The sequence below is a fragment of the Bacillus cereus group sp. MYBK108-1 genome (genome assembly GCF_051917185.1).
In the GTDB taxonomy this organism is placed as follows: domain Bacteria; phylum Bacillota; class Bacilli; order Bacillales; family Bacillaceae_G; genus Bacillus_A; species Bacillus_A cereus.
Map to the genome: position 1 here is coordinate 74834 of NZ_JBQAHZ010000004.1, position 22573 is coordinate 97406.

Consider the following 22573-nt stretch of genomic DNA (forward strand, 5'->3'; position numbering starts at 1 on the left):
TTATTCGTAATCTAAAATAATCAAATTTTATTTTACAGTACAATAAAACAAAATTATTGACCGCATGGTACAAAAAGGGTATTCTATTCATGTTATCTTTAAAATGAGAGGAGGATACGATTGAATAAACGCGGCAGACCTCGAGAGTTTGATTATTCCTCAATTGTAGATGTTGCAATGAAAACATTTTGGTTAAGAGGATATGAAGGGTGTTCTACACAAGATTTATGCAGTGATACAGGACTTGGAAAAGGAAGTTTATACAATACTTTCGGTAGTAAACATGAACTGTATAAACAAGTATTAGAACGCTACCATGAAATTGGGATTAGGGAACAAAGGAAATTGTTACATACTCCAATTCCAGTTAAAGAACGATTAAGTAATTTTTTTGAATGGGCATTGAAAGAAGACTTTGAGAATATGGATCAAAAAGGATGTTTATTGATTAATGCCAGTATAGAACGTGCTAAAAACGATTTAATGGTACAAGAAATTTTCTCGAAGCATGTTGAACTTCTTAAACAAGCTATTGAAACAGTGATGGAGGAAGGATTGCAAACAGGTGAAATTTCAAAGAAGCAATCAGCTGAGGAATTAGCTAGTCTGCTTTTAAGCAGTTATTACGGATTCCGTGTTCTTAATGTATCGATGCAAAATCGGATGTTGTCTGAACAAGTTATCAAAGGAACAGTAGAGTCTATTTGTGGCGCTTAGTGCGCTCTTTTTTCGCACTATTTTTGTACCGATCATTACAATAATGAATAAGGAGTGTTTTTATGTCATCGATTATTTATTTATTAGCTTTAGCAATCTTTTGTATGACTACATCAGAATTTATGGTTGCAGGTATGATGAATGAACTTGCTCTTGCATTCCAGGTTCCTGTATCATCTATTGGGTATTTAATTTCAGCTTATGCAGGAGCAATGGTAATAGGAGGCCCCATTTTAACTGCAATCCTCTTACGAATGCGCAGCAAACAAGCATTATTGTTTTTAATGTTCATATTTTTAATTGGTCAATCGCTCGGAGCTATTGCTTGGAACTATGATATTATGATGATTTCACGTATTATAACTGGTATTGCTTCAGCTTCAGCTTTTGGAGTTGCGATTTCCTTTTCTGCGACATTGGTTCACTCTGATTCAAGGGGAAAAGCTGCATCAATTGTACTTGCAGGTTTAATGTTCGCAACTGTATTAGGTTTACCTATAACGACCGTTATTTCGCAATATTTTGGCTGGCGTATTAGTTTTGGGGCTGTTTCTGTTCTTGTGCTAGTATCAGGGATTATGATTCAACGGTTGTTACCATCATCTTCAAATAAAGAGCAATTAAATTGGAAAGATGAACTTCTGCGATTTAAGAATATTCATCTTTGGGCAGCGTACGTAACAAGTATGTTCATTATTGGTGGCACGTTTGCAGCATTTAGCTATTTCACTCCTATCTTTACAAATGTTACAGGATTTTCAAGTGCAAGTATTCCATATTTACTTGCTCTCTATGGTAGTGCGACGGTAATTGGGAATATAATAATTGGCAAGTTCGCTGATAAATTTACAATGAAAATACTTATGGGTGGATTAATTATATTAATCATAGCGTTGTCTTTATTTGCTTTAAGTGCAGAGAATAAATACATTGCAGTGATTTCTACGATTTTTATTGGTTTAACTGGTGTAGCATTGAATCCAGCTATGGTTGCGAGGGTGATGAAAACAGCTAGTAATGGAATAATGATAAATACCGTTCATAGTTCTTTTATTACGCTAGGTATTGTTATTGGTTCGTCACTAGGTGGTCTTGGGATCAGTAAAGGATATGGTTTTGTATCTCCTCTATGGATTGGAGCTTGTTTAGCTATCCTTGGGGTAATTTCGTTATTCCCATATTTACATAAAGGAAAGGCAGATTAAGATGTTTAAAATTTCTTTATATGAGGTACCGCCACATCACCATCAAGCTAATACTTTCATATATCCCTAAATTAAAAAATTCTTTTTCTACAGATAGCTATTCTGAGAAGCCGCTCATTTTTTCGTTTTGGGGGCATTTCTTTTTCTTAAGTTGATGGGTAGTATGGTGATCTCTATTAGACGATAGTGAATTAACAATTTCGGGGTTCAGTTCAACTTTATTCAAAATAAGATTTTTTTGCAGCAAAATCAATGTTAGTGGAACTTTTTTAATCAAACTTTTTTAAAAATTAACATAAATACTTGCAATATTTAAATTAGTACTATATAGTTCTAGTTATGACAAAGATAAAATTAATGAATCAAAAACGTGTGATTGAAGTAGCTGCAACATTATTTTTAGAAAAAGGGTTTGCTTATACAAGTATGGATGAATTAGTACGTGTAAGCAAAGTTTCAAAGTCTAATGTGTATTATCACTTTTCTAATAAGGAAGTATTATTAGAAGGGGTCGTTGATTATTGGATTGAAATGTATCAATCTGCAATTGATGACGTACTTTCTCAGAACCAATTTTTAGTTGAAGATCGTATCCAACTGTTTTTAAAGCAATTATCACAAGGAGTTCAATCGAGAGAGTATAAGGGAAGCTGTCCATTTATTACTCTTTATATTCAAAGTCCTACACAGGCCACGCAAATAAAAGAAAAAATAGGTCTTTTTTTTACAGGATTACAAAAGAAAGTTTCTCTATTACTTAAACAAGGGGTAGAGAATGGAGAATTTAGAAATACGATTAATATTGATGAGGTTGCATCACTTTTTATTACAAATCTTGAAGGAGCGTTATTTATTTCAGAAACATTGAAGGATGCAACTGTAATCACGAAAACAGCAGATCATTTTTTAAAATTGCTTCGATAAAAGAAGCATTTTTTTTACATCAAATTAGTACTAATCAGTACTAAAAGGGGGATTTTATATGAGAACAGTATTTTTAACTGGTGGAACAGGCTTTATTGGAAAACAATTAGTAAAAGAATTAGCCAAAGAGGATGTTAAAATTCTTCTTTTAGTGAGGTCGAAAAATAAAGCAACACGTCTTTTTCAAGAAAGAGGCATCTTAAAAAAGGAAGTTATGCACTTTATTGAAGGTGATTTGACGAAAATAGATTTAGGTCTAAGTGCTGAAGATAAGGAGAGGGTATTGAAAACGGATGTGATTATTCATGCAGGAGGCCCCATGGATATTCAAGCGACAAGTAAAGAGGCAGCTTCCGTATTTTTAAATGGCGCCAAACATATTAGTGAATTAGCTAAAAGTATTCATCAATTGAAGGGTTTGCAACAATTTATTCATGTTGTAGGTTATATGAGTCCTTTTGATGATAAAAATAGCAAGATTGCAATTGATGTGTTTAAAGAAGGAAACAATTATTTGAAAATAAAAAATCCATATGAGAGAACAAAATTTTTAGCAGATCTTTATATCCGTCAGCAGGCATCAGCAGTAGGTTATCCGCTTTCTGTAATTAATCCGCCAACTGTAGTCGGTAGTAGTAAAACAGGGAGTACAGAGCAGATAGCAGGATTAGGTTTGCTTGTGATGAGTATGCGAAGAGGGCTCATGCCAGTGATTCCTGGAGGTAAGGGATATAGGTTACCACTTATTTCAAACGATGAGCTTGCGAAGTTTATTGTGCAGGTTTTCAGATTGGAGCAACCGACTATTCAAACATATACACTTGTTGAAGACAAACAGCACGATCAAAACATTGCTGAATTATTAAGTATTATGTCGGAAAGTATGAATATGAGGGCACCAAAAATCTCTGTTCCAATGCCATTTATGAAAGCAATTATGAATAGTGGAGGAAGTAAAATAACAAAAATTCCTTCTGATGGACTGAATTTTATTACAAAACAAAAATTTTCAAATGTTTCAGCGAAAAAAATTATGGGAGGAGATTGGTTTAAGAAGACGAGTGTAATGAAATTTTTCCCTGCCGTAGTAGCTGATCTGGATTATCGAATGATGTATCAAAATGGCCGGCATAATCATTTATTTAAACGAACATTATGCGATAACACTACCCTTTACCAATTACAAGGAACGGGTAAACCGTTTATTTTATTACATGGTTTATTGAGTGATGGAGAGGATTTATTTCCTTTAGCACAAGAGCTTCATGAAAAAACTGGTCAACCTGTATGGATCTTGGATCTTCCAGGTTTGGGACGGTCTCCTTTTAAACAAGAGAAAAATCTTCTAGATATCTATTTGAATGTAGTGAAAAAGTTATTGGAGAAAGCTACGAATGGTGCGCATCTAATTGGACATTCATTCGGTGCGTTTATTCTTCTGGAAGCATTGGTACAAGAGTACATAGATAAGAAGTATTCAATCACTTTACTTCAGCCACCTGTTGCTAAAAAAAATGCTAAATCGCTAAATGTTCCTCAATTTATGAACAAATGGACATTAAAATTGGCAACTACTAATTTGATAGAGCGTTATTTATTAAGTAATGGTTTGTTTGAAAGTACGGAGAGCATCCCTGAGCATTATATTGAAAAAATAAGTAACAGTTTTACTTCTCCTAGAATTTTAAATACTACGGTTCAGCTTAACAGTTTACTCCTGAAAAACGATCAAGGTGATTTCAATGAAGTAACAAAGTATAATCTTCACATTATTTGGGGGGATTATGACAGAGCCTATTCTGCTCCATCGCATCTTGGTAAGGTTGATTTTGTTCCATATGGCCATCATTTTCCTCTTAGCCATCCGAGTGAAACGGCAACATTAGTAATAAAAAATAGTAATACTAGCAGATGAGAGTGTGGGATAAATAAAAAGTGTGTAGTAAGATCGTTGTGTCTTTGAAATAAAATCGTACTGTTTGGGGTCCCGCGAACAAGACGCGAATTTTGCACGCTAAGCAAAAAAACAATAAGCTGTCTACATGGACAGCTTATTTACATTATTCTCGTTATTGGAAGTTATTTTTAACTTTTCCTGATCTGAAAGAGTCAATCTTTTTTTATATAATTTATCAATAATTATTCTTTTTTCTCCGGCTGATAGGAAAGAATAACGACACCTGAATTGGTCGTTCTTGTTTCTATAAGTTTTAATGCTTTTGTATTACTCTGGTCTTTAAAGAGACGCTTTCCGCTCCCTACGATAACGGGATTGATTATAAAGTGATATTCATCAATGAGGTCGTGTTGCATCAATGTTTGTATAAGCTCACCACTACCATAAATTAAAAGGTTCTGACCGGGCTGTTCCTTCAGTTTCGATATTTCTTCTACAATATTACCCTTGATAAGATTTGCATTCCATTCGGTTTTTTCCAATGTTGTTGAGGCAACAAATTTAGGCATGCTGTTCATCTTATCAGCAAAACCTTCTTCATCAGTCATAGAAGGCCAGGCAGCTGCAAAACCTTGATAGGTTACTCGCCCTAGTAGAAGAGCTTCACTTTCAAACAGTAAATCGGATTGAAACTTTGCTACTTCTTCATTGAAATATGGAGCAGTCCAAGCTGGTTCCTCCATGACACCATCTAGTGAGAGGTACATCGATACAATTATTTGTCCCATTTTATTCTCCTTTAGTTTTAAATTGAGATTTTTACATATTGGTAACACAATTATTAATTCTTCAGTTAGAGAAATTCTTCTTTTTTAATAGTTTCGACAAAATGTATTTATGTATGTTTCGGAATAACTCAATATATATTAATAACTTCGAAATATTGTATAACAGATAATTTTTATGCATCATTGCTTATTGTGCTAACGAATCCGGATAGTGTGGCGACCGACTAAATAGTTGCTTATCCTCAATTATTAGAAGGGAAGTTCTATCATTTCGCGAATTTGTTAGACATAGACGAGCGCTATAATTTTCTATATCTACATAAAGAGGTGACTACGCATGAATCAAAGACCGTCAGAAGAAGAATACGCCGGGAGTTCCGGCGAATATATCCGTTTGGCGCCGGACGGTAACATCATCGACATTCTGCTCGCCCAGGAAAAGCAAATGACCGAGCTCCTGGCATCGTTGACCAAAAGCCAGGCCGCATATCGGTATGCGGAAGGAAAATGGACGCTGAAAGAAGTCGTGGGCCACATTGCAGACGCGGAACGAGTCATGACCTACCGCCTGCTCCGGTTCGCAAGAGGGGACCAGACGCCTCTGACCGGTTTCGATCAGGAATTGTTCCTGCCTCCTTTCGGAAGCTGGACAACGGCGCAATTGGCCGAAGACTACCGGGCCGTACGGCAATCAACGATCACATTGCTGCGCGGGCTACCGGCGGAGGCGTGGATCCGCAAGGGGACAGCCAACAACCTAAGCATTACGGCGCGCGCCCTCGCGTACGGCATCGCGGGACACGAACTTCATCACATGGGGGTCATCCGAAATCGGTATTTGAGTTAATCGCCGGCTGAGGCCATTGGAATGGAATTAACACCTCTCATACAACCTTAGATACCGTTCTTATTGGGGTCCCGCCCCACAACCATCAACTTAAGGATTTAGACTATTTTTGAAATTAAAAGCACGTTACTATTCTCTTATGTTAATGAGAAAGGATGACGTGCTTTTTATGAATATGCACCAAAAACAAGAGTTATCTTTATTTGCCGAAGAGCTATATCGATTTTTCTCATTTTGGGGTATTTGTTTTTCTTAGATTGAGGGTGATGGGGCACTACTCTATAATGATCAAATTAAAATTTAAAACAGTTATAGAGACTCCATTCCTCAGAAATATTGTAACTATTAAGTTGTAAAAAGAACCATAGTTTTTCATTTTTGAAAAGGTTATGGTCTTTTTTTATTGTAATAAAGATATGATGCGAGGAAGTTTTTTAGATAAATCAAAAAAACTTGATTAATAAGTTGCATATAGAACTCATCTACGTATATACTATAAACATCAAAAAAAGTTGATGAAGGGAAGTGAACTACAGTGGCACAAAATTTTCAGCTCTATGAGAAAAAGTTTAAAGCGTTGGCGGATCAGAAACGTTTAGAAATCATGTATGAACTTTGCCAGCGAGGACAGACGTGTGTATGTGATTTAACAGAAGTTTTTGAAATGACGCAATCTAAATTATCATATCATTTAAAAATTTTATTAGATGCAGGTTTGATTGTAAAAGAAACAAAAGGTACGTGGAGTTATTATGATTTAAATGATGCGGAAGTGAATAATTTATTATCAGAAGAATTGTGCTGTATCTTTAGAAAAACAGGGAAAGGTAGTTGCTGTTAAAATTTTGAGTTATTAATCAAAAAAAATTGATTAATGATATATAAAAAGGAGGAATAAGGTATGAGGTATGTTCACGTCGGTATAAACGTTACGAATTTAGAGAAGTCTATTGAATTTTATGAAAAGGTATTTGGTGTTTCACCAGTTAAAGTGAAAACAGATTATGCAAAATTTTTATTAGAGACGCCAGGACTTAATTTTACGCTGAACGTACGAGATGAAGTGAAGGGAAATCAGGTAAATCATTTTGGTTTCCAAGTGGATACAGCTGAAGAAATTACATTGCATAAAGAACGATTAGAAAAAGAAGGTTTCTTCGCGCGTGATGAGATGGATACGACTTGTTGCTATGCAGTGCAAGATAAGTTTTGGGTAACAGATCCAGATGGGAATGAGTGGGAATTCTTTTATACGAAAGCAGATAGTAATGTTCACAAAATTGAAGAGTCATCTTGTTGCGCGACTTCAAATGAGGTAGCTAAAAATTCTTGTTGTTAATAGGAGATGGAAAATAAAATGAAACGTTTATCTTTTCTAGACCGATATTTAACACTATGGATTTTTCTAGCGATGGCTGTTGGGATTGGTTTAGGGTTTGTGTTCCCTAGTGTAGTAGACGGACTGAATACATTACAGGTTGGAACGACGTCTATTCCGCTTGCTGTTGGTTTAATTGTAATGATGTATCCACCGTTAGCGAAAGTTCGCTATGAGGAAATGGGCCGAGTATTTAAAGATGTAAAAGTGTTAGTGCTATCTTTAGTACAAAATTGGATTATTGGTCCGGTACTTATGTTTGTGTTAGCAATTATTTTTCTTCCTGATAAACCAGAATACATGGTTGGTCTCATTATGATTGGGTTAGCACGTTGTATTGCAATGGTCATTGTTTGGAATGACCTTGCTGATGGGGATAAAGAGTATGCGGCAGGTTTAGTTGCTTTTAATTCGGTATTCCAAATGCTCTTTTTCTCAGTTTATGCATACGTATTTGTAACTGTAATTCCAGAATGGTTAGGGATTGAAGGTGCTATTGTCGATATTACAATGATAGAAGTAGCAAAATCAGTATGTATCTATTTAGGAATTCCTTTTATAGCAGGTATGTTGACACGCTTTGTACTAGTTAAGTTAAAAGGAAGACAGTGGTATGAAAAAGTGTTTATACCTAAAATTAGTCCACTTACATTACTTGCATTGCTATTTACAATCATCGTTATGTTCTCTTTAAAAGGAGAGATGATTGTTAGCGTGCCACTAGATGTGGTAAGAATAGCGATTCCGTTATTAATCTATTTTATTGTAATGTTTTTTGTTTCTTTCTTTATGGGAAGAAAAATTGGTGCAAACTATCCGGTGACGACAACGTTAGCATTTACAGCAGGTAGTAATAACTTTGAGTTAGCAATTGCTGTAGCAGTTGGTGTGTTTGGTATTCATTCGGGCGCAGCATTCGCAGCTGTCATTGGACCGTTAGTCGAAGTACCTGTCATGATTGCACTTGTAAATGTCGCTTTTTGGTTTAAACGTAAATATTTTAATGATCAATCAACTTAAAAACAAAGGTGGAAAACAACATGGAAAACAAAAAAACAATCTATTTCTTATGTACAGGAAATTCATGCCGAAGCCAAATGGCAGAAGCGTGGGGTAAACAATATTTAGGAGGTAAGTGGAATGTATATTCTGCAGGAATCGAAGCGCATGGAGTGAATCCCAATGCGATTAAAGCAATGAATGAAGTGAATATCGATATAACAAATCAAACATCAGATATGATTGATACAAACATTTTAAATAATGCTGATTTAGTCGTTACACTTTGTAGTCATGCGGATTCTGTCTGTCCTTCGACACCTTCGCACGTAAATCGTGTTCACTGGGGATTTGATGACCCGGCAGGAAAAGAATGGTCTGAATTTCAACGTGTTCGCGATGAAATTGGTGAACGTATAAAACGATTTTCTGAAACAGGTGAGTAAATAAAGGAAAGAGTCAATCTTCTATTGTGTTGGAGATTGGCTCTTTTTTATTATGTATTTCATTTACTTATCGCATCGCTTTAAAACTACTCTTAGTAAAAATGCAGAATGTTATGTAAAAATGGTAAAGTTAGAATAGAACAGTTTAAAAAAGGGGGTGTAACGTATGATCTGTGAACTAAGCAAGGATGATTTTTATAGGTGTAATCGTTTAGTGAATGAACAAGATCCATTAGAGGTACGTGCTGTAATTGCAGGAGTGAATCCTGGTCGTATATTTGTAGATAACGTGACTTCTCCTAATTCGGGACTCATTTGGTTAGGTAATAATGATGGCTTCTTCTTTATTGGAGATGCTGAAAATGAAGAGTTTAATAAAGAAGTGAATCGTTTTATTAATCATGTAATAGTACCTGAGGCGAGGAAAGTAGGACTAGATTGCTTTGAAGGAATCGGGAATCATTCGAAGTGGAATAAAACAATCGAAAGAATATTTCAGCATCGTAAATTAAAGAGTTGGAATCAAAGAGTGTATATGCTAGGAAAAGAGGATTATGAAAATCATCATGAGCCTAAATTTGAACAGGGATATACTGTGCTGAAAATGAGTAAAGCTCTCTATGAAAATAATAACAATACATTTAAGAATATTGATTTTTTATAATCAAAAATTTTAGAGTTTTGGTCTTCACCGGATTGTTTTTTCAATGAGGGAATCGGTTATTGCGTTGTTTATGATGATCTAATTGTAAGTGTATGTTTTTCAGGTTTTGTATTTGCAAATATACATTGTATAGATATTGAAACGATAAAAGGTCACCAAGGGAGAAAATTAGCTCAAAAGATAGCGCATAGTTTTGTGAAAGATTGTTTGGAGAATGATATTATTCCATATTGGGACTGTATGGAATTGAACAAGCCTTCTGTTGCAGTTGTGGAAAATGTAGGGTTTACAAATGTATTTAACTATGTGGGATATTATTTTTTATTTGAATAATCTAGGTATACTTTACAATTTACACTTTGAGGTTGCCCAATCATTATATATATCTACAATTTAAAAAAGAAAGCATATGAGGTGTCCGAAAATGAAAATACAAATAGTATTGTTTGATGGTTTCGGAGAACTTGTCTCTTTCGCACCGTTTGAGGTACTGAAAAGAGCGATAGAAGAAGGGGCTCAATTTATAATTGAATTCGTTTCAAGTGAACAAAAGCAAGAAGTTACTACTTCGTTTGGAGTTACAGTTAAACTACATGATTTTTTACGAATGGATAATAGGCCAGATTTGTTAATTGTACCTGGTGGTGGCTGGAATCATAAAGCTGAACACGGGGCACGAAAGCAAGCAGAGCTTGGTACTTTGACCGAAATGATTAGCGAGATGCACAATGCAGGAACAATTGTTGCTGGTGTGTGTACAGGAGGTATGCTATTAGCTGCCTCTGGTATATTGAACGGTCGAAAGGCAACGATGCACTATTTGGCACAGGATGAAATGAGTGAATACGGGGCAGAGCTTCTTCATTACAGAATTGCGGATCAAGGGGATGTTATCACTGCAAGAGGAGTCACTTCAGGAGTTGATTTGGGACTTTGGATCACGGAAAGATTCGCAAGCCCTAAAATTGCGGCTGCCGTTGAATACAGAATGGAATATGAGAGACGAGGTGTTGTTTGGAAGTAATTTGCTTTCTTTTTTATCCTATTTTAAAAGGGAGGGGAGGCTGCCCATAAAAGCCCAATTCATATGTACTAATAATCAGTCGGGATGCCAAAACTCCTACTGATTAAAGTTTCATTTTATAATTTTTACTTTATTAAAAGTTGATTTGTTAGAAAGGATAATCATTTATTGCTATAATGAATGGATGCGTGGCAGGAAATAGATAGAAAGATACTGCTAGTAATTTATACTTAAAATGTAGGGAGATTGAACAGAGTTATGGGGACAGAAAAAGAAATTAGTTCCGCTAAATTAATATGGAAGATGACGCGCCCGCATACATTAACGGCGACGTTTTCTCCTGTAATTTTAGGGACAGTGGCATCACTTTATGTTGCCAAAATTGATTGGCTTTTATTTATTGCGATGATGCTTGCATGTTTAGCGCTGCAAATAGCAACGAACTTATTTAATGAGTACTATGATTTCAAACGTGGATTAGACACTGCTGAATCCGTTGGCATCGGTGGCGGAATTGTCCGTCATGGATTGAAACCAAAAAATGTGTTAACAGTTGCGCTTTTATTATATGTCGTAGCAGCTTTTATTGGCATTTATATTTGTATGAATAGTAGTTGGTGGTTAGTGGTTATTGGTTTAATTGGGATGGCAGTTGGCTATTTATATACAGGCGGTCCATTACCAATTGCGTACACCCCGTTTGGAGAATTAGTTTCTGGGTTGTTAATGGGGACATGTTTTGTACTCATTGCTTTCTTTATTCAAACGAATACTGTAACGATTGAAAGTGTATTGATTTCCATTCCAATTGGAATTTTAGTAGGTGCAATCAATATGTCAAATAACATCCGAGATATCGAAGAAGATATTAAAGGTGGAAGAAAGACATTAGTAATCCTCCTTGGGAGAGAAAAAGCTGTGGTAACACTAGCGGTAGCCTTTTTCATTGCGTATTTATGGATTGCCGTAATTGTATTAATGGGTTATATAAGCCCTTGGGCATTAGTTATGTTCCTAGGTTTGAGAAAGCCAATTTCTGCGATTCAAAGTTTCCAAAAAGGGGCAAAGGATCCTGGGTATATGCGCATCGCAATGAAATCAACAGCGATGACAAATACGATTTTTGGCTTCTTATTATCAGCAGGATTATTAATTAGTTATTTGTTTTAAATGAAAAATACTGTTAAGTAACTTAACCCCAATTTCTCAGTTTTTATATAGAGAGATTGGGGTTTTTATTTTGCCTTTGTTTCATGTTAAAAACAGTTTCATTTGAAATGCAAATACCAATAAATCGCAACTTCATCATTTTCAATATCCAAACCTTTATAAACAAGAAAATCAAACCCACCAATTACAAATCCGCATTTTTCATAAAATTTACATGCTGCGACATTATTATTTTGCGTTTCAAGCATGATACCTGGCATATTGCCTTTTTTTGCCCACTGCTTTGCTTGATCAACTAATCTTTTACCAACTCCGAGTGTACGATATTTTTTATCTACCGTTATATCTTCTATGTAAGCATAGTGGTTCCAATTCTTTTTTAATACCATTAATCCAATGATTTGGTTATGTAACAGAGCTATGTAAATGACTTGATTAGGTTTATTTATATATTCATTGTAAGCCAGTTCTTCATTATCATCTTGATTTTGTAAATAACTTTTTTCATAACTTGGAACGTCTTCTACTGTATATTCTATGCGTCTATTTCCTTTGGAAAGAGAAAGAATTAACCGAGCATTCACTATAAAACTGTCATCAATCTCCGGGAGATTATCTAAATCATTTGTTTCTAACTCTCTAATTACAAGGTTCATCGGAGTACCTCCACATAATATTATTTCTTCTAGTTCTTCATTTGGTTCAAATGAATTCGAATTACAAAATTATAATAGAATTTCAATTGTACGGCCATCTCTGTATTTTATCTTTATACCGACATGCTGTTATCTTGATGTAAAATATTGTTTAGAAAGAGTAGTATTTTTTATTTTGGATGTATATCCAGTTTTCAAATTTAACTGTAGTAGAGAAACAAATATTTTTTTAAAGAGTGGATGCAATACGCTATTCTTTAACTAATTTCGACATTATCTGCATTTTATCTTCACCTTCCTCTATTAATCTATTTATTGTAAATATCAGCTGAAGTTAATGTTTAGCTGCATAAATAATGAATATGAAAATGAGTAGGGAAAGGATCGAAACATAATGAAAGAATCACAAAACAAGAAAAAAACAAATGTAGTAACGAAGGCAATACTATCTCTAGTAGTTGTTTTAGCAACGACCTTTTTTACGTTTTTTTTAATAGGGAAATGGAACTCTATCCCAGCGAAAGGGGTAGCTAATGAAAGTATTCAGCTAGCTAATACGCAACAACAAGAAAAGAAAAAGGACACATCGCTGGCAAAACAGAAAAGACCTGATGGAAAACCAGTAGGAAGGGTTGTTTATTTAACATTTGATGACGGTCCTAGCGAATTAACTGGGAAATTTTTAGATGTACTAAAAGAGCAACATGTTTCTTCGACATTTTTTATGCAAGGTAGCAATTTACAGAATACTGGTTTTCAGGAAAATGTAAAACGAGCAGTAAAAGAAGGACATTATATTGGTGCACATAGTATGACACATAATAGTGATAAGCTATACAAAAAAGGACAATTTGTAACGGAGATGAAAGAAACGTTAGCTCTTATTCATAATATTACAGGTACAACTCCTAAACTAGTCCGTCCCCCATATGGATCTGCACCAGGATTAAAGGGGCAGGACATTCGTAACAAAATTGTAGAAGCAGCAATAAAAGTTTGGGATTGGACGATAGATTCAAATGATTGGAAATTAAAAGGTAACCCACAGCAAATTATAGAAAATGTAAAGCGTACAACAACAGAAGATGTGGAAGTAGTTCTAATGCATGAAAAACCACAGACATTACAAGCGCTTCCGGAAATTATTAAATTTTATAAGGAAAAAGGATATGAATTCGGGGTATACAATGAAGCGGATCATTTTCAACTAAACTTCCAGAAAGATCAACGTCTATAGTATAAGCCTATTTCTTTTAAAAAGTGTTTTTATTACTAAATCAATAACTAAACCAAAAGTCGATTTCCTATTTTATAAAGAAATCGGCTCTTTCGTTTATGTATTACGTTACAAGAGCTTTCTTATTTTTTCCAGAATGTTTTTTTAGAAATCTGTGCAACAGAGCCTTTTTAGTAGGAGTAACGTGTTGAGGATAATTGAAAAATTCTATATTAAAATTGCACTATAATATTAAAGAATTCCTGACTACAATCCCTATAAATTCTTCTCAATAATTGAAAATAAAATCAATCCAGATTATTATATTGTTATTGTAATTATAAATGTAATTACATTTTATTGAAGGAGGATACAAAGATGAAAAACTCAAAAGGCTCTATTGAATCAGAGATAAGCAAAGCAATTACTCACTGGGAAAAGGACTACCTAGGACGCGGGTCTATATCCGTTAAGACAGATATATTACGGGATATGATTATCGTAAATTTACAAGGTATTTTAACGCCGGCTGAATATACGGTTTGCGAAACAAAAGACGGTATGCTAACGATAAAGAAAAATCGTTCGGAGCTAGTTGAATCTGGAATTGAAGATTTGAAAGAGATTATACTAGAATTAACTGGAGAAAAAGTGAAAAGCTTTCATACGGATATAAGCTCCCGTACTGGTGAACGAGTAATGATTTTTAAATTGTTTCATAATCTTGAGGAAAAATTTTAAAAATTAAAACCATCGTAGGGTTAGTGGGAGATAATTAAGAAACCTAAAAGTTTTGCACTTTATTTATATTTATTAACATGATAATAATTAAAAACTTGAAATTATTTACGTGTACTGAATTTTAATTGGAATAACGCTCAAAAAACTGATAAATAAATTGACAAATTGCTTAATATATTTTATCTTATAATTGTTTTAAAAAATTAATAGATGCTTATTTTAAATGTTTACTATAATTAAGGCTTTAGCATTTTTTTAATATATAATATTGACTAAATGAAAAAGTTTCTTAATTGAAAGATAGCGCATAACATAAATTGATATATTGATTGCATAATCAGGAGATCAGAGATATACTGTTATTTTTAATAGGAGTAATACATACATTACTATCCTCTATAAAATGGGAGCTCTTCAAAAAACTTTATTGAAGTTAGTTGAAGTGAAACCGACAATCTCCATAATTCAATGATGATATAAAATCATTGAATTATGGAAGTTGTCGGTTTTTTTTATGGAAAAAACGATGTACTAAAAAGAGTGAATGAAAATTGAAATTAAAAAAACTATCGTAATGAAAAGGAATTTTTATAGGTTATTTTCGCTTAGAAGGGAGTATTTAACATGTTAATTTCGCTGAGTTCATCAACACTGTTAACTTTATTTTTTATGGCGCTTAGTGCTTCTTGGCTAAGTGGATTATTATTTTTAAATGCAAGGATACCTTTACGTTTTGTTCATATCCATATTGGTATCGCTGCTTTACCTTCATTGGTTTCTTTACTCGCACTTGTTAATAACAATGGAGATAGAGTTGTGGGGCCTTGGCATCTAGATACTTTAGCTTGGTTAATGGCTTTCTTTGTTCTTACAATTGGTTTAATCATTCAGCGTTTCTCTGTACGTTATTTAATGGGAGATCGCTCATATCGAAAATACTTTGCACTTTTTACATTTACTACAGGTGTATCTTCGGTTGCATGGTTAAGTGATGATCTTCGCTTAATGCTCATTTGTTGGGGAGCAACGCTTATAGGATTGGTTCTACTTATAGGGCTAAATAAAGGGTGGAAAGTAGTTAGTGAAGCAACTAAAATCTCTGGCTACCTATTTACAATAAGTTGGATTGCCTTACTATCAGCTATCATTTGGCTTTTTCAAGTAACAGGACAGTGGCAATTAACATCAGTTTTAACGAATGAAAATGTAGTGCTACATGGAACATTGGAGAGAACAGGAATTAACTTATTAATTATATTAGCGGTGATGATTCCAGCAGCACAATGGCCTTTTCAAAGATGGTTAATTGAGTCTGCTGTTGCTCCAACTCCTGTTTCTGCTATTATGCATGCGGGTTTAGTAAATGCTGGCGGTATCATGTTAACTAGATTTTCACCTCTTTTTCATGATGATATTGCACAAATAATTTTACTAATTTTCTCTAGTATTTCTATCTTAATAGGTACAGGAATTAGTTTAGTCCAAGTTGATTATAAACGTCAGCTAGTAGGTTCAACTATTGCACAAATGGGATTTATGCTTATTCAATGTGCATTAGGCGCCTATTTAGCGGCTATTATTCATTTAATTTTACATGGTTTGTTTAAAGCTACACTATTTTTACAAGCTGGTTCTTCCGTGCAACGTTTTGGGGTAGTGAATCAGTCTAATGAAAAGATGTCCAATTTATGGATTATAGTTGGGCGTGTTTTAGGATTATTTATAGCAATTACTTTCTGGTTTATGACTTCTGGAGAGGGGTATCAACTAGTTAGTGCGTTAATCTTAGGCTGGTCACTATACTTTTCATGGAAACAGCTTGTTGTTTTTGGAGAGGGAAGAATGGGACGAATTGCTGGCGTAATTGTTTTGATTGGATTTTCTCTCATTTACTTTACCGTTCATAATTCTCTTTATAAATGGTTGCATACTGATATTTATCAAAGTGTTCAACCTTCAGCTCCAGCCGTTATCTTTGTTATATGTATTTTACTATTTAGTAGTGTTATTAGTACTTTCGTTACTCGTCATCAATCTTCTACTTTATTCGCTGTACTTTATCTTTGGTTAGTTCGAGTAGGTGAGGCGAGACGAAAGTCAGTAGAAAGTCACCCAAGCTATCTGAAACATTATGTATCAAAGGGAGGTAATTCGTGATGAGCATACCGTCAATATTAAAGAAAGATACAAACATTGATATGCAAGAAAATAATATAAATGATTTAGTTGCATCTGCTAGCCGAGTTATTGCGCCACTTTGGCCTATCTCTACGTTTGCAGCTCACCACCCTTGGATGGGACTTGAAAAGCAATCATTTGAACAAGTCGCAAATTGGTTAAAAGAAGCTCGTAATGTGGATATTTATCCTAGTGCCTCCATGATTCATTCGGCAAAAGCGAAAGGTGAGATTGAGGAATCATTTTTACAAATGAGTTTGTCTCGTTGGCTGGATTCACAATCTTTTCATATTCCGCGAGAGAAAGCAGAGCGATTTTGCCAAGCAGCTTTAAAGTTAGAAAAATTACCTTCTAGTCTATTATCATCGCCAGAAGTAAATAAATTGGCAGAAGAAATGAATTATATAAATACAGCAAGTATGCAAGCCTCTGTTATGCAGCCAATAAGTTCGCTTATAGAGAGTCAAAATAGTGAAAACCTATCTGATGTTCTTAATTATCATATCATTAAATGGTGTAAATTATATCTTGATGAATCCGGATCAAATTGGACGATGCCAAATCAAGAGAAAGGTTTTTATCGTGCATGGCAACACCTTATTAAATTTGATCCAGCGCTCAGTAAAAATGAGCGTAAGGTTTTAAAAGATTGGCCACAAGATGCCGAAGTAGCTTTAGCGAGAGCATTATCTGAACTAGGAATTTCTGAATCTAACATACAATCTTACCTTGAAGGGCACTTGCTTTCTTTGCCTGGGTGGGCAGGAATGATACGATGGCGCTCACAACAATCAATTCAGGAACAGGAACTTCTCATAGAATATTTAGCAGTTCGAATTTCTATGGAGCTGGCTATTGTAAAACCTTATTTACCTTTAAAAAATCAAAAGGTTGAGAAAAAAGTTTCGATCGTCCCACTTATAGCTTCTTGGATCTATTGGGGGAATATTTCAACACGGGAATGGTTACAAATGCCTGCTACTGAACAAAGTGAATTATTAGTATTCGCTTATCGTTTTGATGAAAATATTCGCAAGAAACTTTGGCTGGAAGCTTGGGAACAAACGCATGCAGAGCAATTAAGGGAGAAGATTGCTTCTACACAACGTGCAACCAATGATAAAAAGCGTGTAGTAGCTCAATTAGCATTCTGTATTGATGTACGTTCAGAACCGTTTCGTCGCCACCTTGAAAAATTAGGTCCGTTTGAAACATTTGGAATAGCTGGTTTCTTTGGGTTACCAATTGCAACTAGTGAACTAGGTAGTAATAACAACCATCCTTCTTTGCCAGTTATACTCAAACCGAAACATCAAATAAAAGAGCTCACAAATGAAAATGAACTTAAATCTTATGAGCAACGTAAGAGGGTAGGCAGTTCGGTACGTTATACTTTTAAAACGATGAAACAGAACGTACTGACAAGTATGGCGCTACCTGAGTTAAGTGGTCCTTTACTTGGTCTACAGATGGTGACAAGAAGCTTTGTCCCAAGAGGAGTTGGTGGTTTCATTCGTAACCTTCGTAAAACTATGTTACAAAAACCTGATACAACATTCTCGCTTAATCATGTTCATGACACAAAGGGCGAGATACCTATCGGTTTTACGAAAGAAGAAAAAGTGAACTATGTGCGTCAAGCTTTAAAAATGGTGGGACTGACAGAAAAATTTGCTCCTTTAGTTGTAATGTGCGGACATAGTAGTCAAAGTACGAACAATCCTTATGCTGCAGCACTTGAGTGTGGTGCTTGTGGCGGAGCAGCGGGAGGATTCAATGCAAGAGTTTTTGCTACTTTATGTAATCTCCCAGAAGTGAGAGAGGCGTTGTTTGCGGAAGGTATTAAAATTCCTGAGGATACCATTTTTGCAGCAGCTGAACATAAAACAACAGTGGACGAATTGGAATGGATTTACGTCCCAGAACTTTCGGAAACTGCGCAAGAAGCATTTGATTGTATCGAATCGATTATGCCAAATGTGAGCCAACATGCAAATAGAGAGCGTTTAACGCAATTACCAAATTTTAAAACGAAAATAAAAAATGCGAGTAAAGAGGCACATCGATTTGCAGAAGATTGGAGTGAAATACGTCCAGAATGGGGATTAGCTCGTAATGCATCTTTTATTATCGGGCAACGAGAATTAACTCAGGATTGTGACTTAGAAGGTAGGGCTTTCCTTCATAATTATGATTGGAAACAGGATGAAAGTGGCGATATATTAGCTAACATTATTGCAGGACCAGGAACAGTAGCTCAGTGGATAAATCTACAATATTACGCTTCAACTGTAGCTCCTCATTATTATGGTAGTGGAAACAAAACAACCCAAACTGTAACCGCGGGTCTAGGTGTTATGCAGGGAAATGCAAGTGATTTGTTGCCAGGCTTACCTTGGCAATCCGTTATGCAGTCAGATAGTGAGACGTATCATTCACCACTTCGTTTACTAATTGTAATTCAAGCGCCTAGTCAATATATAGAACGTTTGCTAAATAATGATTTCACATTTCGAGAAAAAGTTCAAAATGGATGGGTTAGACTTGCAAGTGTTGATCCAAAGGGACGCTGGAAAAACTGGTAACAATCATGTAATGAATTATCAACTATTGTTACTAGCTTAAAAGTTTCATAAATACAATAATGAAGAAGGAGTGCCCCATATGAATTCAAAGAATAAAAAAGTTTTATTGTTAACAGACATTAAACATGAAATAGAGCCTATTATCCAACAAGTAACTAACATTCAACAAGAAAACATGTTGACTATACACAGCTACGATTCTGTAATTGTACATCCTTATGGAGATATAATGAGATCTATTATTATTGCTATTTATCAAGAAAATGTTGAAGAAATTTTTGTTGTAGGAATAGAGGATAAAGAAACTGAGGTAGTTAATCTACAAATTCAACGTGATTCCATAAAAAATAACAGGGAACTAGACTATCTCTTTGAAAATTGCATGCCTGAATTTTCAAGTGGTAGCCTTGATGAATGGCTAAGTGGAAAAGAAAATGTTAGTGAAAATATTGAGAAGAGTATAGATATGATTTGTCATCATCCACTAGTACCGTCTGATGTTAAAGTTCATGGTTTCAAGATTGATAGAACAGGGGAAAAAGAAACGGTTGTTAAAGTTTCTGTTAATAAAGTAGTGAAACAAATGCATTCTTATGTGTAAGTTGTCGATAGATAAGCAACTTTTATTTGGTAGATACTATAATATGTTAAATATTTGGAGTTATTTCCTTTAAAAAGAGTAAAAGAAATCTTCTATAAATGGAGATCTTTTGCTCTTTTTATAATAAAAATAAAAAATTATTTGACGTTTTTTCGAAAAAATTTTTAAGACAAGGCTTTTAGGTTTATGAAAACCTTTATTCATGATAGCAAGATAATTTTAATAAGAAGTATATAGTAAGAATGATTTGGAGATACCGATGGGGATATAACTATTTTATTTAGGACGGTGCAATTAAAATGGATTTACAGAAAGGGAAATTATATTGGAACACGACTTTTTCTAATACACCTTCTTATCCTCGTTTGGACGAAGATATAAAATGTGACGTACTAATAATAGGAGCAGGGAGTTCGGGTGCTCAATCAGCATACTATTTGAGTAAATCAAATTTAAACATTGTTATCGTTGATAAAAGAAAGGTAGGACATGGAAGTAACCTTACAAATACAGCACTTATTCAATATTTAGGTGATAAGATGTTTTTTGAACTTGTAAATACATTTGGGGAAGAGTATGCAGTTAAGCATATGAAATTATGTGAACAAGCTATTAATGATATTGAATATGCTGATCAAAACTTGCCTTATTGCTCTGACTTTAAACGACGTGACAGCTTATATTATGCAAGTTATGAAGAGGATATAAAGAAATTAGAAAAGGAACTGTATTATTTACATAAGCATGATTTTAAAGCGGCTTGGTTATCAGAAAAACAAATTGGACAGAGATATCCATTTAAAAAACGTGCAGCTATTTATACGTATAATGATGGTGAAATAAATCCTTATAAATTTACACATAGTTTATTAGAACAAGCCTCTAATAAAGGAGTTCACATTTATGAAGATACAGAGATTGTTGGCAAAAAGTTAGAGAAAGAATGTGCTACCTTTTATACAAAGGAGGGCAATTCTATTACTGCCAATAAAGTAATTGTGGCTGCAGGATATGAAGGATTGGAATTTAAAAAGGAAAAGAACGCTACACTGATTAGCTCATATGCAATTGTTACTAATCCTGTGGAAGATTTATCTTCTTGGTATAAACGCACTCTCATTTGGGAAACTGCGAGACCATATATTTATATGAGAACTACTGCAGATAATAGGATTATTATAGGTGGGTTAGATGAAGATACAAACATTGCTCAAGAAAGAGATTCAAAATTAATCCATAAAAAAGAGAAATTAGTGAATGAATTTAATAAGCTCTTTCCCAATATAACAGTTGAACCTGAATTTTATTTAAGTGCTTTTTATGGTGGTACTCATGATGGTTTACCTATAATTGGAATGTATGAAGAGTTTCCAAATTGTCACTTTATCTATGCGTATGGAGATAATGGATTAGTATATAGTATGGTACTTTCTAAAATTGTTCGAGATATAATTATTAACGGTTCAAGTCCGGATTTGCATTTATATTTACAAACTAGACCAAAACCAAATCAGTAAGCTGCATGTATGTAAAATCAAGGTAGTATAAAGAAGTGATCGTTTTAACGGTTTTAATTATTTTATATAGGAAGCAATTTAGCTTAATGTTCGTCTTAGAATTAGGAGGAAAAGAATTTAAGTGGGATTCGCTACAAATCATTGGGTTATTTGCATCGTTTATTGTATTTTTTATTGGCTTCCTATTGGTAGAAAGAAAAGTGAAAGATCCGATAATATCATTTTGGATGTTTAAGCGTAAGGAGTTTGCAATATCTCAAATTATTACATTTTTCTATGGAGCAACATTTGTTATTTTAACAGTATTTATTCCTATTTTTGTTCAGGCTGTATATGGTGGAACAGCAACTAATGCTGGATTAATTTTAACACCAATGATGTTAGGTTCTGTAGTAGGTAGTGCAATTGGTGGAATATTTCAAACGAAAATTAGTTACCGCAACTTGATGTTATTATCTGTAATATCCTTTGGGGTAGGGATGTATTTGTTAGGAACGATGGATCTGCAAACAAGCCGTGCACTTTTAACAATATACATGATTATAACGGGATTTTGGGTTGGATTTTCGTTCTCTTTGCTTCCCACAGTTTCTATTCATAATATGGAACCGAGATTCCGTGGTTCAGCTACTTCGACAAATTCATTCTTTCGTTCACTAGGTATGACAATTGGAGTAACGATTTTTGGATCCATTCAAAATAGTACCTTTACAGCTAACTTAAAGGATGCTTTTAAGGGAATAGAACACAGTTCCAACATGTTAAATAAGCTAGGTGATCCAAGTGCAATATTTCGCTCAGATGTAAGGTCCAGTATACCTACTTTTATTCTTGAAAAAATTATAGCTGCTATGTCATCTTCGATTACTACTGTTTTTCTATTAGCTTTAATTCCAATTATCGTTTCGTTTATGGCAATATTATTTATGGGGAATGTCAAAGCTGATACAAAGGGGAATAAAGTGAATTTGAAGTCATAAATTTTATAAAACCAAAAGATTCTTTACTTATTTTTAGCTT

The 22573-nt window shown here is 34.4% G+C and carries 19 protein-coding genes and 2 pseudogenes; 19 read left to right on the top strand and 2 right to left on the bottom strand.

The window, feature by feature from the left end:
• Window positions 1-120: 120 nt before the first annotated feature.
• The 4 genes from ACTFSL_RS08695 (at window position 121) to ACTFSL_RS08710 (ending at window position 4761) form a co-directional block, all read left to right on the top strand.
• Complete coding sequence (locus tag ACTFSL_RS08695) at window positions 121-717, top strand: TetR/AcrR family transcriptional regulator (protein ID WP_001042194.1); 597 nt, start codon at window positions 121-123, stop codon at window positions 715-717.
• Window positions 718-779: 62 nt separating this feature from the next.
• Window positions 780-1922 (top strand): MFS transporter, encoded by a 1143-nt coding sequence (locus ACTFSL_RS08700; RefSeq protein WP_006918182.1) that lies wholly within the window; start codon window positions 780-782, stop codon window positions 1920-1922.
• Window positions 1923-2279: 357 nt separating this feature from the next.
• Complete coding sequence (locus tag ACTFSL_RS08705; RefSeq protein ID WP_001072324.1) at window positions 2280-2846, top strand: TetR/AcrR family transcriptional regulator; 567 nt, start codon at window positions 2280-2282, stop codon at window positions 2844-2846.
• A gap of 58 nt (window positions 2847-2904) precedes the next feature.
• Window positions 2905-4761 (top strand): alpha/beta fold hydrolase, encoded by a 1857-nt coding sequence (locus ACTFSL_RS08710; protein WP_322356858.1) that lies wholly within the window; start codon window positions 2905-2907, stop codon window positions 4759-4761.
• Window positions 4762-4985: 224 nt separating this feature from the next.
• Here ACTFSL_RS08710 and ACTFSL_RS08715 read toward each other — a convergent pair whose 3' ends face one another.
• A complete protein-coding gene (locus tag ACTFSL_RS08715; RefSeq protein WP_000529755.1) occupies window positions 4986-5531 on the bottom strand; it encodes a dihydrofolate reductase family protein in 546 nt (181 codons plus the stop codon).
• 337 nt (window positions 5532-5868) lie between these two features.
• On the opposite strand from ACTFSL_RS08715, the gene ACTFSL_RS08720 reads away from it, so the two are divergent.
• From ACTFSL_RS08720 to menA, 8 genes and pseudogenes are all read left to right on the top strand, one after another.
• Complete coding sequence (locus ACTFSL_RS08720; protein WP_440041512.1) at window positions 5869-6378, top strand: DinB family protein; 510 nt, start codon at window positions 5869-5871, stop codon at window positions 6376-6378.
• A gap of 535 nt (window positions 6379-6913) precedes the next feature.
• Window positions 6914-7219, top strand: a complete 306-nt coding sequence (gene arsR / locus ACTFSL_RS08725; protein ID WP_002026021.1) for an arsenical resistance operon transcriptional regulator ArsR — start codon at window positions 6914-6916, stop codon at window positions 7217-7219.
• Between the two features lie 60 nt (window positions 7220-7279).
• Entirely contained in the window at window positions 7280-7717 is a 438-nt protein-coding gene (locus ACTFSL_RS08730) for an ArsI/CadI family heavy metal resistance metalloenzyme (RefSeq protein ID WP_001271013.1), read from the top strand.
• Window positions 7718-7735: 18 nt separating this feature from the next.
• Entirely contained in the window at window positions 7736-8776 is a 1041-nt protein-coding gene (gene arsB, locus ACTFSL_RS08735; RefSeq protein WP_061457430.1) for an ACR3 family arsenite efflux transporter, read from the top strand.
• Between the two features lie 20 nt (window positions 8777-8796).
• On the top strand, window positions 8797-9201 hold the full coding sequence (gene arsC / locus ACTFSL_RS08740) for an arsenate reductase (thioredoxin) (protein ID WP_000428364.1): 405 nt from the start codon (window positions 8797-8799) through the stop codon (window positions 9199-9201).
• Window positions 9202-9367: 166 nt separating this feature from the next.
• Window positions 9368-10198, top strand: a pseudogene (locus ACTFSL_RS08745) (GNAT family N-acetyltransferase).
• A 91-nt stretch (window positions 10199-10289) separates the two neighbouring features.
• A complete protein-coding gene (locus ACTFSL_RS08750) occupies window positions 10290-10889 on the top strand; it encodes a DJ-1/PfpI family protein (RefSeq protein ID WP_440041514.1) in 600 nt (199 codons plus the stop codon).
• Between the two features lie 258 nt (window positions 10890-11147).
• Window positions 11148-12059, top strand: coding sequence for a 1,4-dihydroxy-2-naphthoate polyprenyltransferase (gene menA, locus ACTFSL_RS08755; protein WP_000536369.1), 912 nt, complete (start codon window positions 11148-11150; stop codon window positions 12057-12059).
• Window positions 12060-12157: 98 nt separating this feature from the next.
• On the opposite strand, the gene satA is transcribed toward menA, so the two are convergent.
• Entirely contained in the window at window positions 12158-12715 is a 558-nt protein-coding gene (gene satA / locus ACTFSL_RS08760; RefSeq protein ID WP_440041515.1) for a streptothricin N-acetyltransferase SatA, read from the bottom strand.
• A 394-nt stretch (window positions 12716-13109) separates the two neighbouring features.
• On the opposite strand from satA, the gene ACTFSL_RS08765 reads away from it, so the two are divergent.
• The 7 genes and pseudogenes from ACTFSL_RS08765 to ACTFSL_RS08795 all read left to right on the top strand — a co-directional run.
• Window positions 13110-13952, top strand: a complete 843-nt coding sequence (locus tag ACTFSL_RS08765; RefSeq protein ID WP_440041516.1) for a polysaccharide deacetylase family protein — start codon at window positions 13110-13112, stop codon at window positions 13950-13952.
• 357 nt (window positions 13953-14309) lie between these two features.
• Window positions 14310-14672 (top strand): DUF2294 domain-containing protein, encoded by a 363-nt coding sequence (locus tag ACTFSL_RS08770; RefSeq protein ID WP_000798162.1) that lies wholly within the window; start codon window positions 14310-14312, stop codon window positions 14670-14672.
• Between the two features lie 624 nt (window positions 14673-15296).
• Window positions 15297-16829 (top strand): NADH dehydrogenase subunit 5, encoded by a 1533-nt coding sequence (locus ACTFSL_RS08775; RefSeq protein ID WP_000908940.1) that lies wholly within the window; start codon window positions 15297-15299, stop codon window positions 16827-16829.
• Window positions 16829-19435 (top strand): DUF2309 domain-containing protein, encoded by a 2607-nt coding sequence (locus tag ACTFSL_RS08780; RefSeq protein WP_440041517.1) that lies wholly within the window; start codon window positions 16829-16831, stop codon window positions 19433-19435. The genes ACTFSL_RS08775 and ACTFSL_RS08780 overlap by 1 nt, the downstream gene beginning before the upstream one ends.
• Before the next feature lie 79 nt (window positions 19436-19514).
• Window positions 19515-20036, top strand: a complete 522-nt coding sequence (locus tag ACTFSL_RS08785) for a carbonic anhydrase (RefSeq protein ID WP_001086260.1) — start codon at window positions 19515-19517, stop codon at window positions 20034-20036.
• 299 nt (window positions 20037-20335) lie between these two features.
• Window positions 20336-21553, top strand: a complete 1218-nt coding sequence (locus tag ACTFSL_RS08790; RefSeq protein ID WP_440041518.1) for an NAD(P)/FAD-dependent oxidoreductase — start codon at window positions 20336-20338, stop codon at window positions 21551-21553.
• Window positions 21554-21633: 80 nt separating this feature from the next.
• A pseudogene (locus tag ACTFSL_RS08795) lies at window positions 21634-22533 on the top strand (MFS transporter); the annotation flags it as partial.
• Window positions 22534-22573: the final 40 nt, after the last annotated feature.

Coding starts and splice junctions, on each gene's coding strand:
- ACTFSL_RS08710 (WP_322356858.1), top strand. CDS start 2,905: ATGAGAACAGTATTTTTAACTGGTGGAACAGGCTTTATTGGAAAACAA.
- ACTFSL_RS08750 (WP_440041514.1), top strand. CDS start 10,290: ATGAAAATACAAATAGTATTGTTTGATGGTTTCGGAGAACTTGTCTCT.
- ACTFSL_RS08770 (WP_000798162.1), top strand. CDS start 14,310: ATGAAAAACTCAAAAGGCTCTATTGAATCAGAGATAAGCAAAGCAATT.
- arsC (WP_000428364.1), top strand. CDS start 8,797: ATGGAAAACAAAAAAACAATCTATTTCTTATGTACAGGAAATTCATGC.
- ACTFSL_RS08775 (WP_000908940.1), top strand. CDS start 15,297: ATGTTAATTTCGCTGAGTTCATCAACACTGTTAACTTTATTTTTTATG.
- ACTFSL_RS08780 (WP_440041517.1), top strand. CDS start 16,829: ATGAGCATACCGTCAATATTAAAGAAAGATACAAACATTGATATGCAA.
- ACTFSL_RS08720 (WP_440041512.1), top strand. CDS start 5,869: ATGAATCAAAGACCGTCAGAAGAAGAATACGCCGGGAGTTCCGGCGAA.
- ACTFSL_RS08765 (WP_440041516.1), top strand. CDS start 13,110: ATGAAAGAATCACAAAACAAGAAAAAAACAAATGTAGTAACGAAGGCA.
- ACTFSL_RS08700 (WP_006918182.1), top strand. CDS start 780: ATGTCATCGATTATTTATTTATTAGCTTTAGCAATCTTTTGTATGACT.
- ACTFSL_RS08790 (WP_440041518.1), top strand. CDS start 20,336: ATGGATTTACAGAAAGGGAAATTATATTGGAACACGACTTTTTCTAAT.
- ACTFSL_RS08730 (WP_001271013.1), top strand. CDS start 7,280: ATGAGGTATGTTCACGTCGGTATAAACGTTACGAATTTAGAGAAGTCT.
- ACTFSL_RS08705 (WP_001072324.1), top strand. CDS start 2,280: ATGAATCAAAAACGTGTGATTGAAGTAGCTGCAACATTATTTTTAGAA.
- ACTFSL_RS08715 (WP_000529755.1), bottom strand. CDS start 5,531: ATGGGACAAATAATTGTATCGATGTACCTCTCACTAGATGGTGTCATG.
- arsB (WP_061457430.1), top strand. CDS start 7,736: ATGAAACGTTTATCTTTTCTAGACCGATATTTAACACTATGGATTTTT.
- ACTFSL_RS08785 (WP_001086260.1), top strand. CDS start 19,515: ATGAATTCAAAGAATAAAAAAGTTTTATTGTTAACAGACATTAAACAT.
- menA (WP_000536369.1), top strand. CDS start 11,148: ATGGGGACAGAAAAAGAAATTAGTTCCGCTAAATTAATATGGAAGATG.
- satA (WP_440041515.1), bottom strand. CDS start 12,715: ATGAACCTTGTAATTAGAGAGTTAGAAACAAATGATTTAGATAATCTC.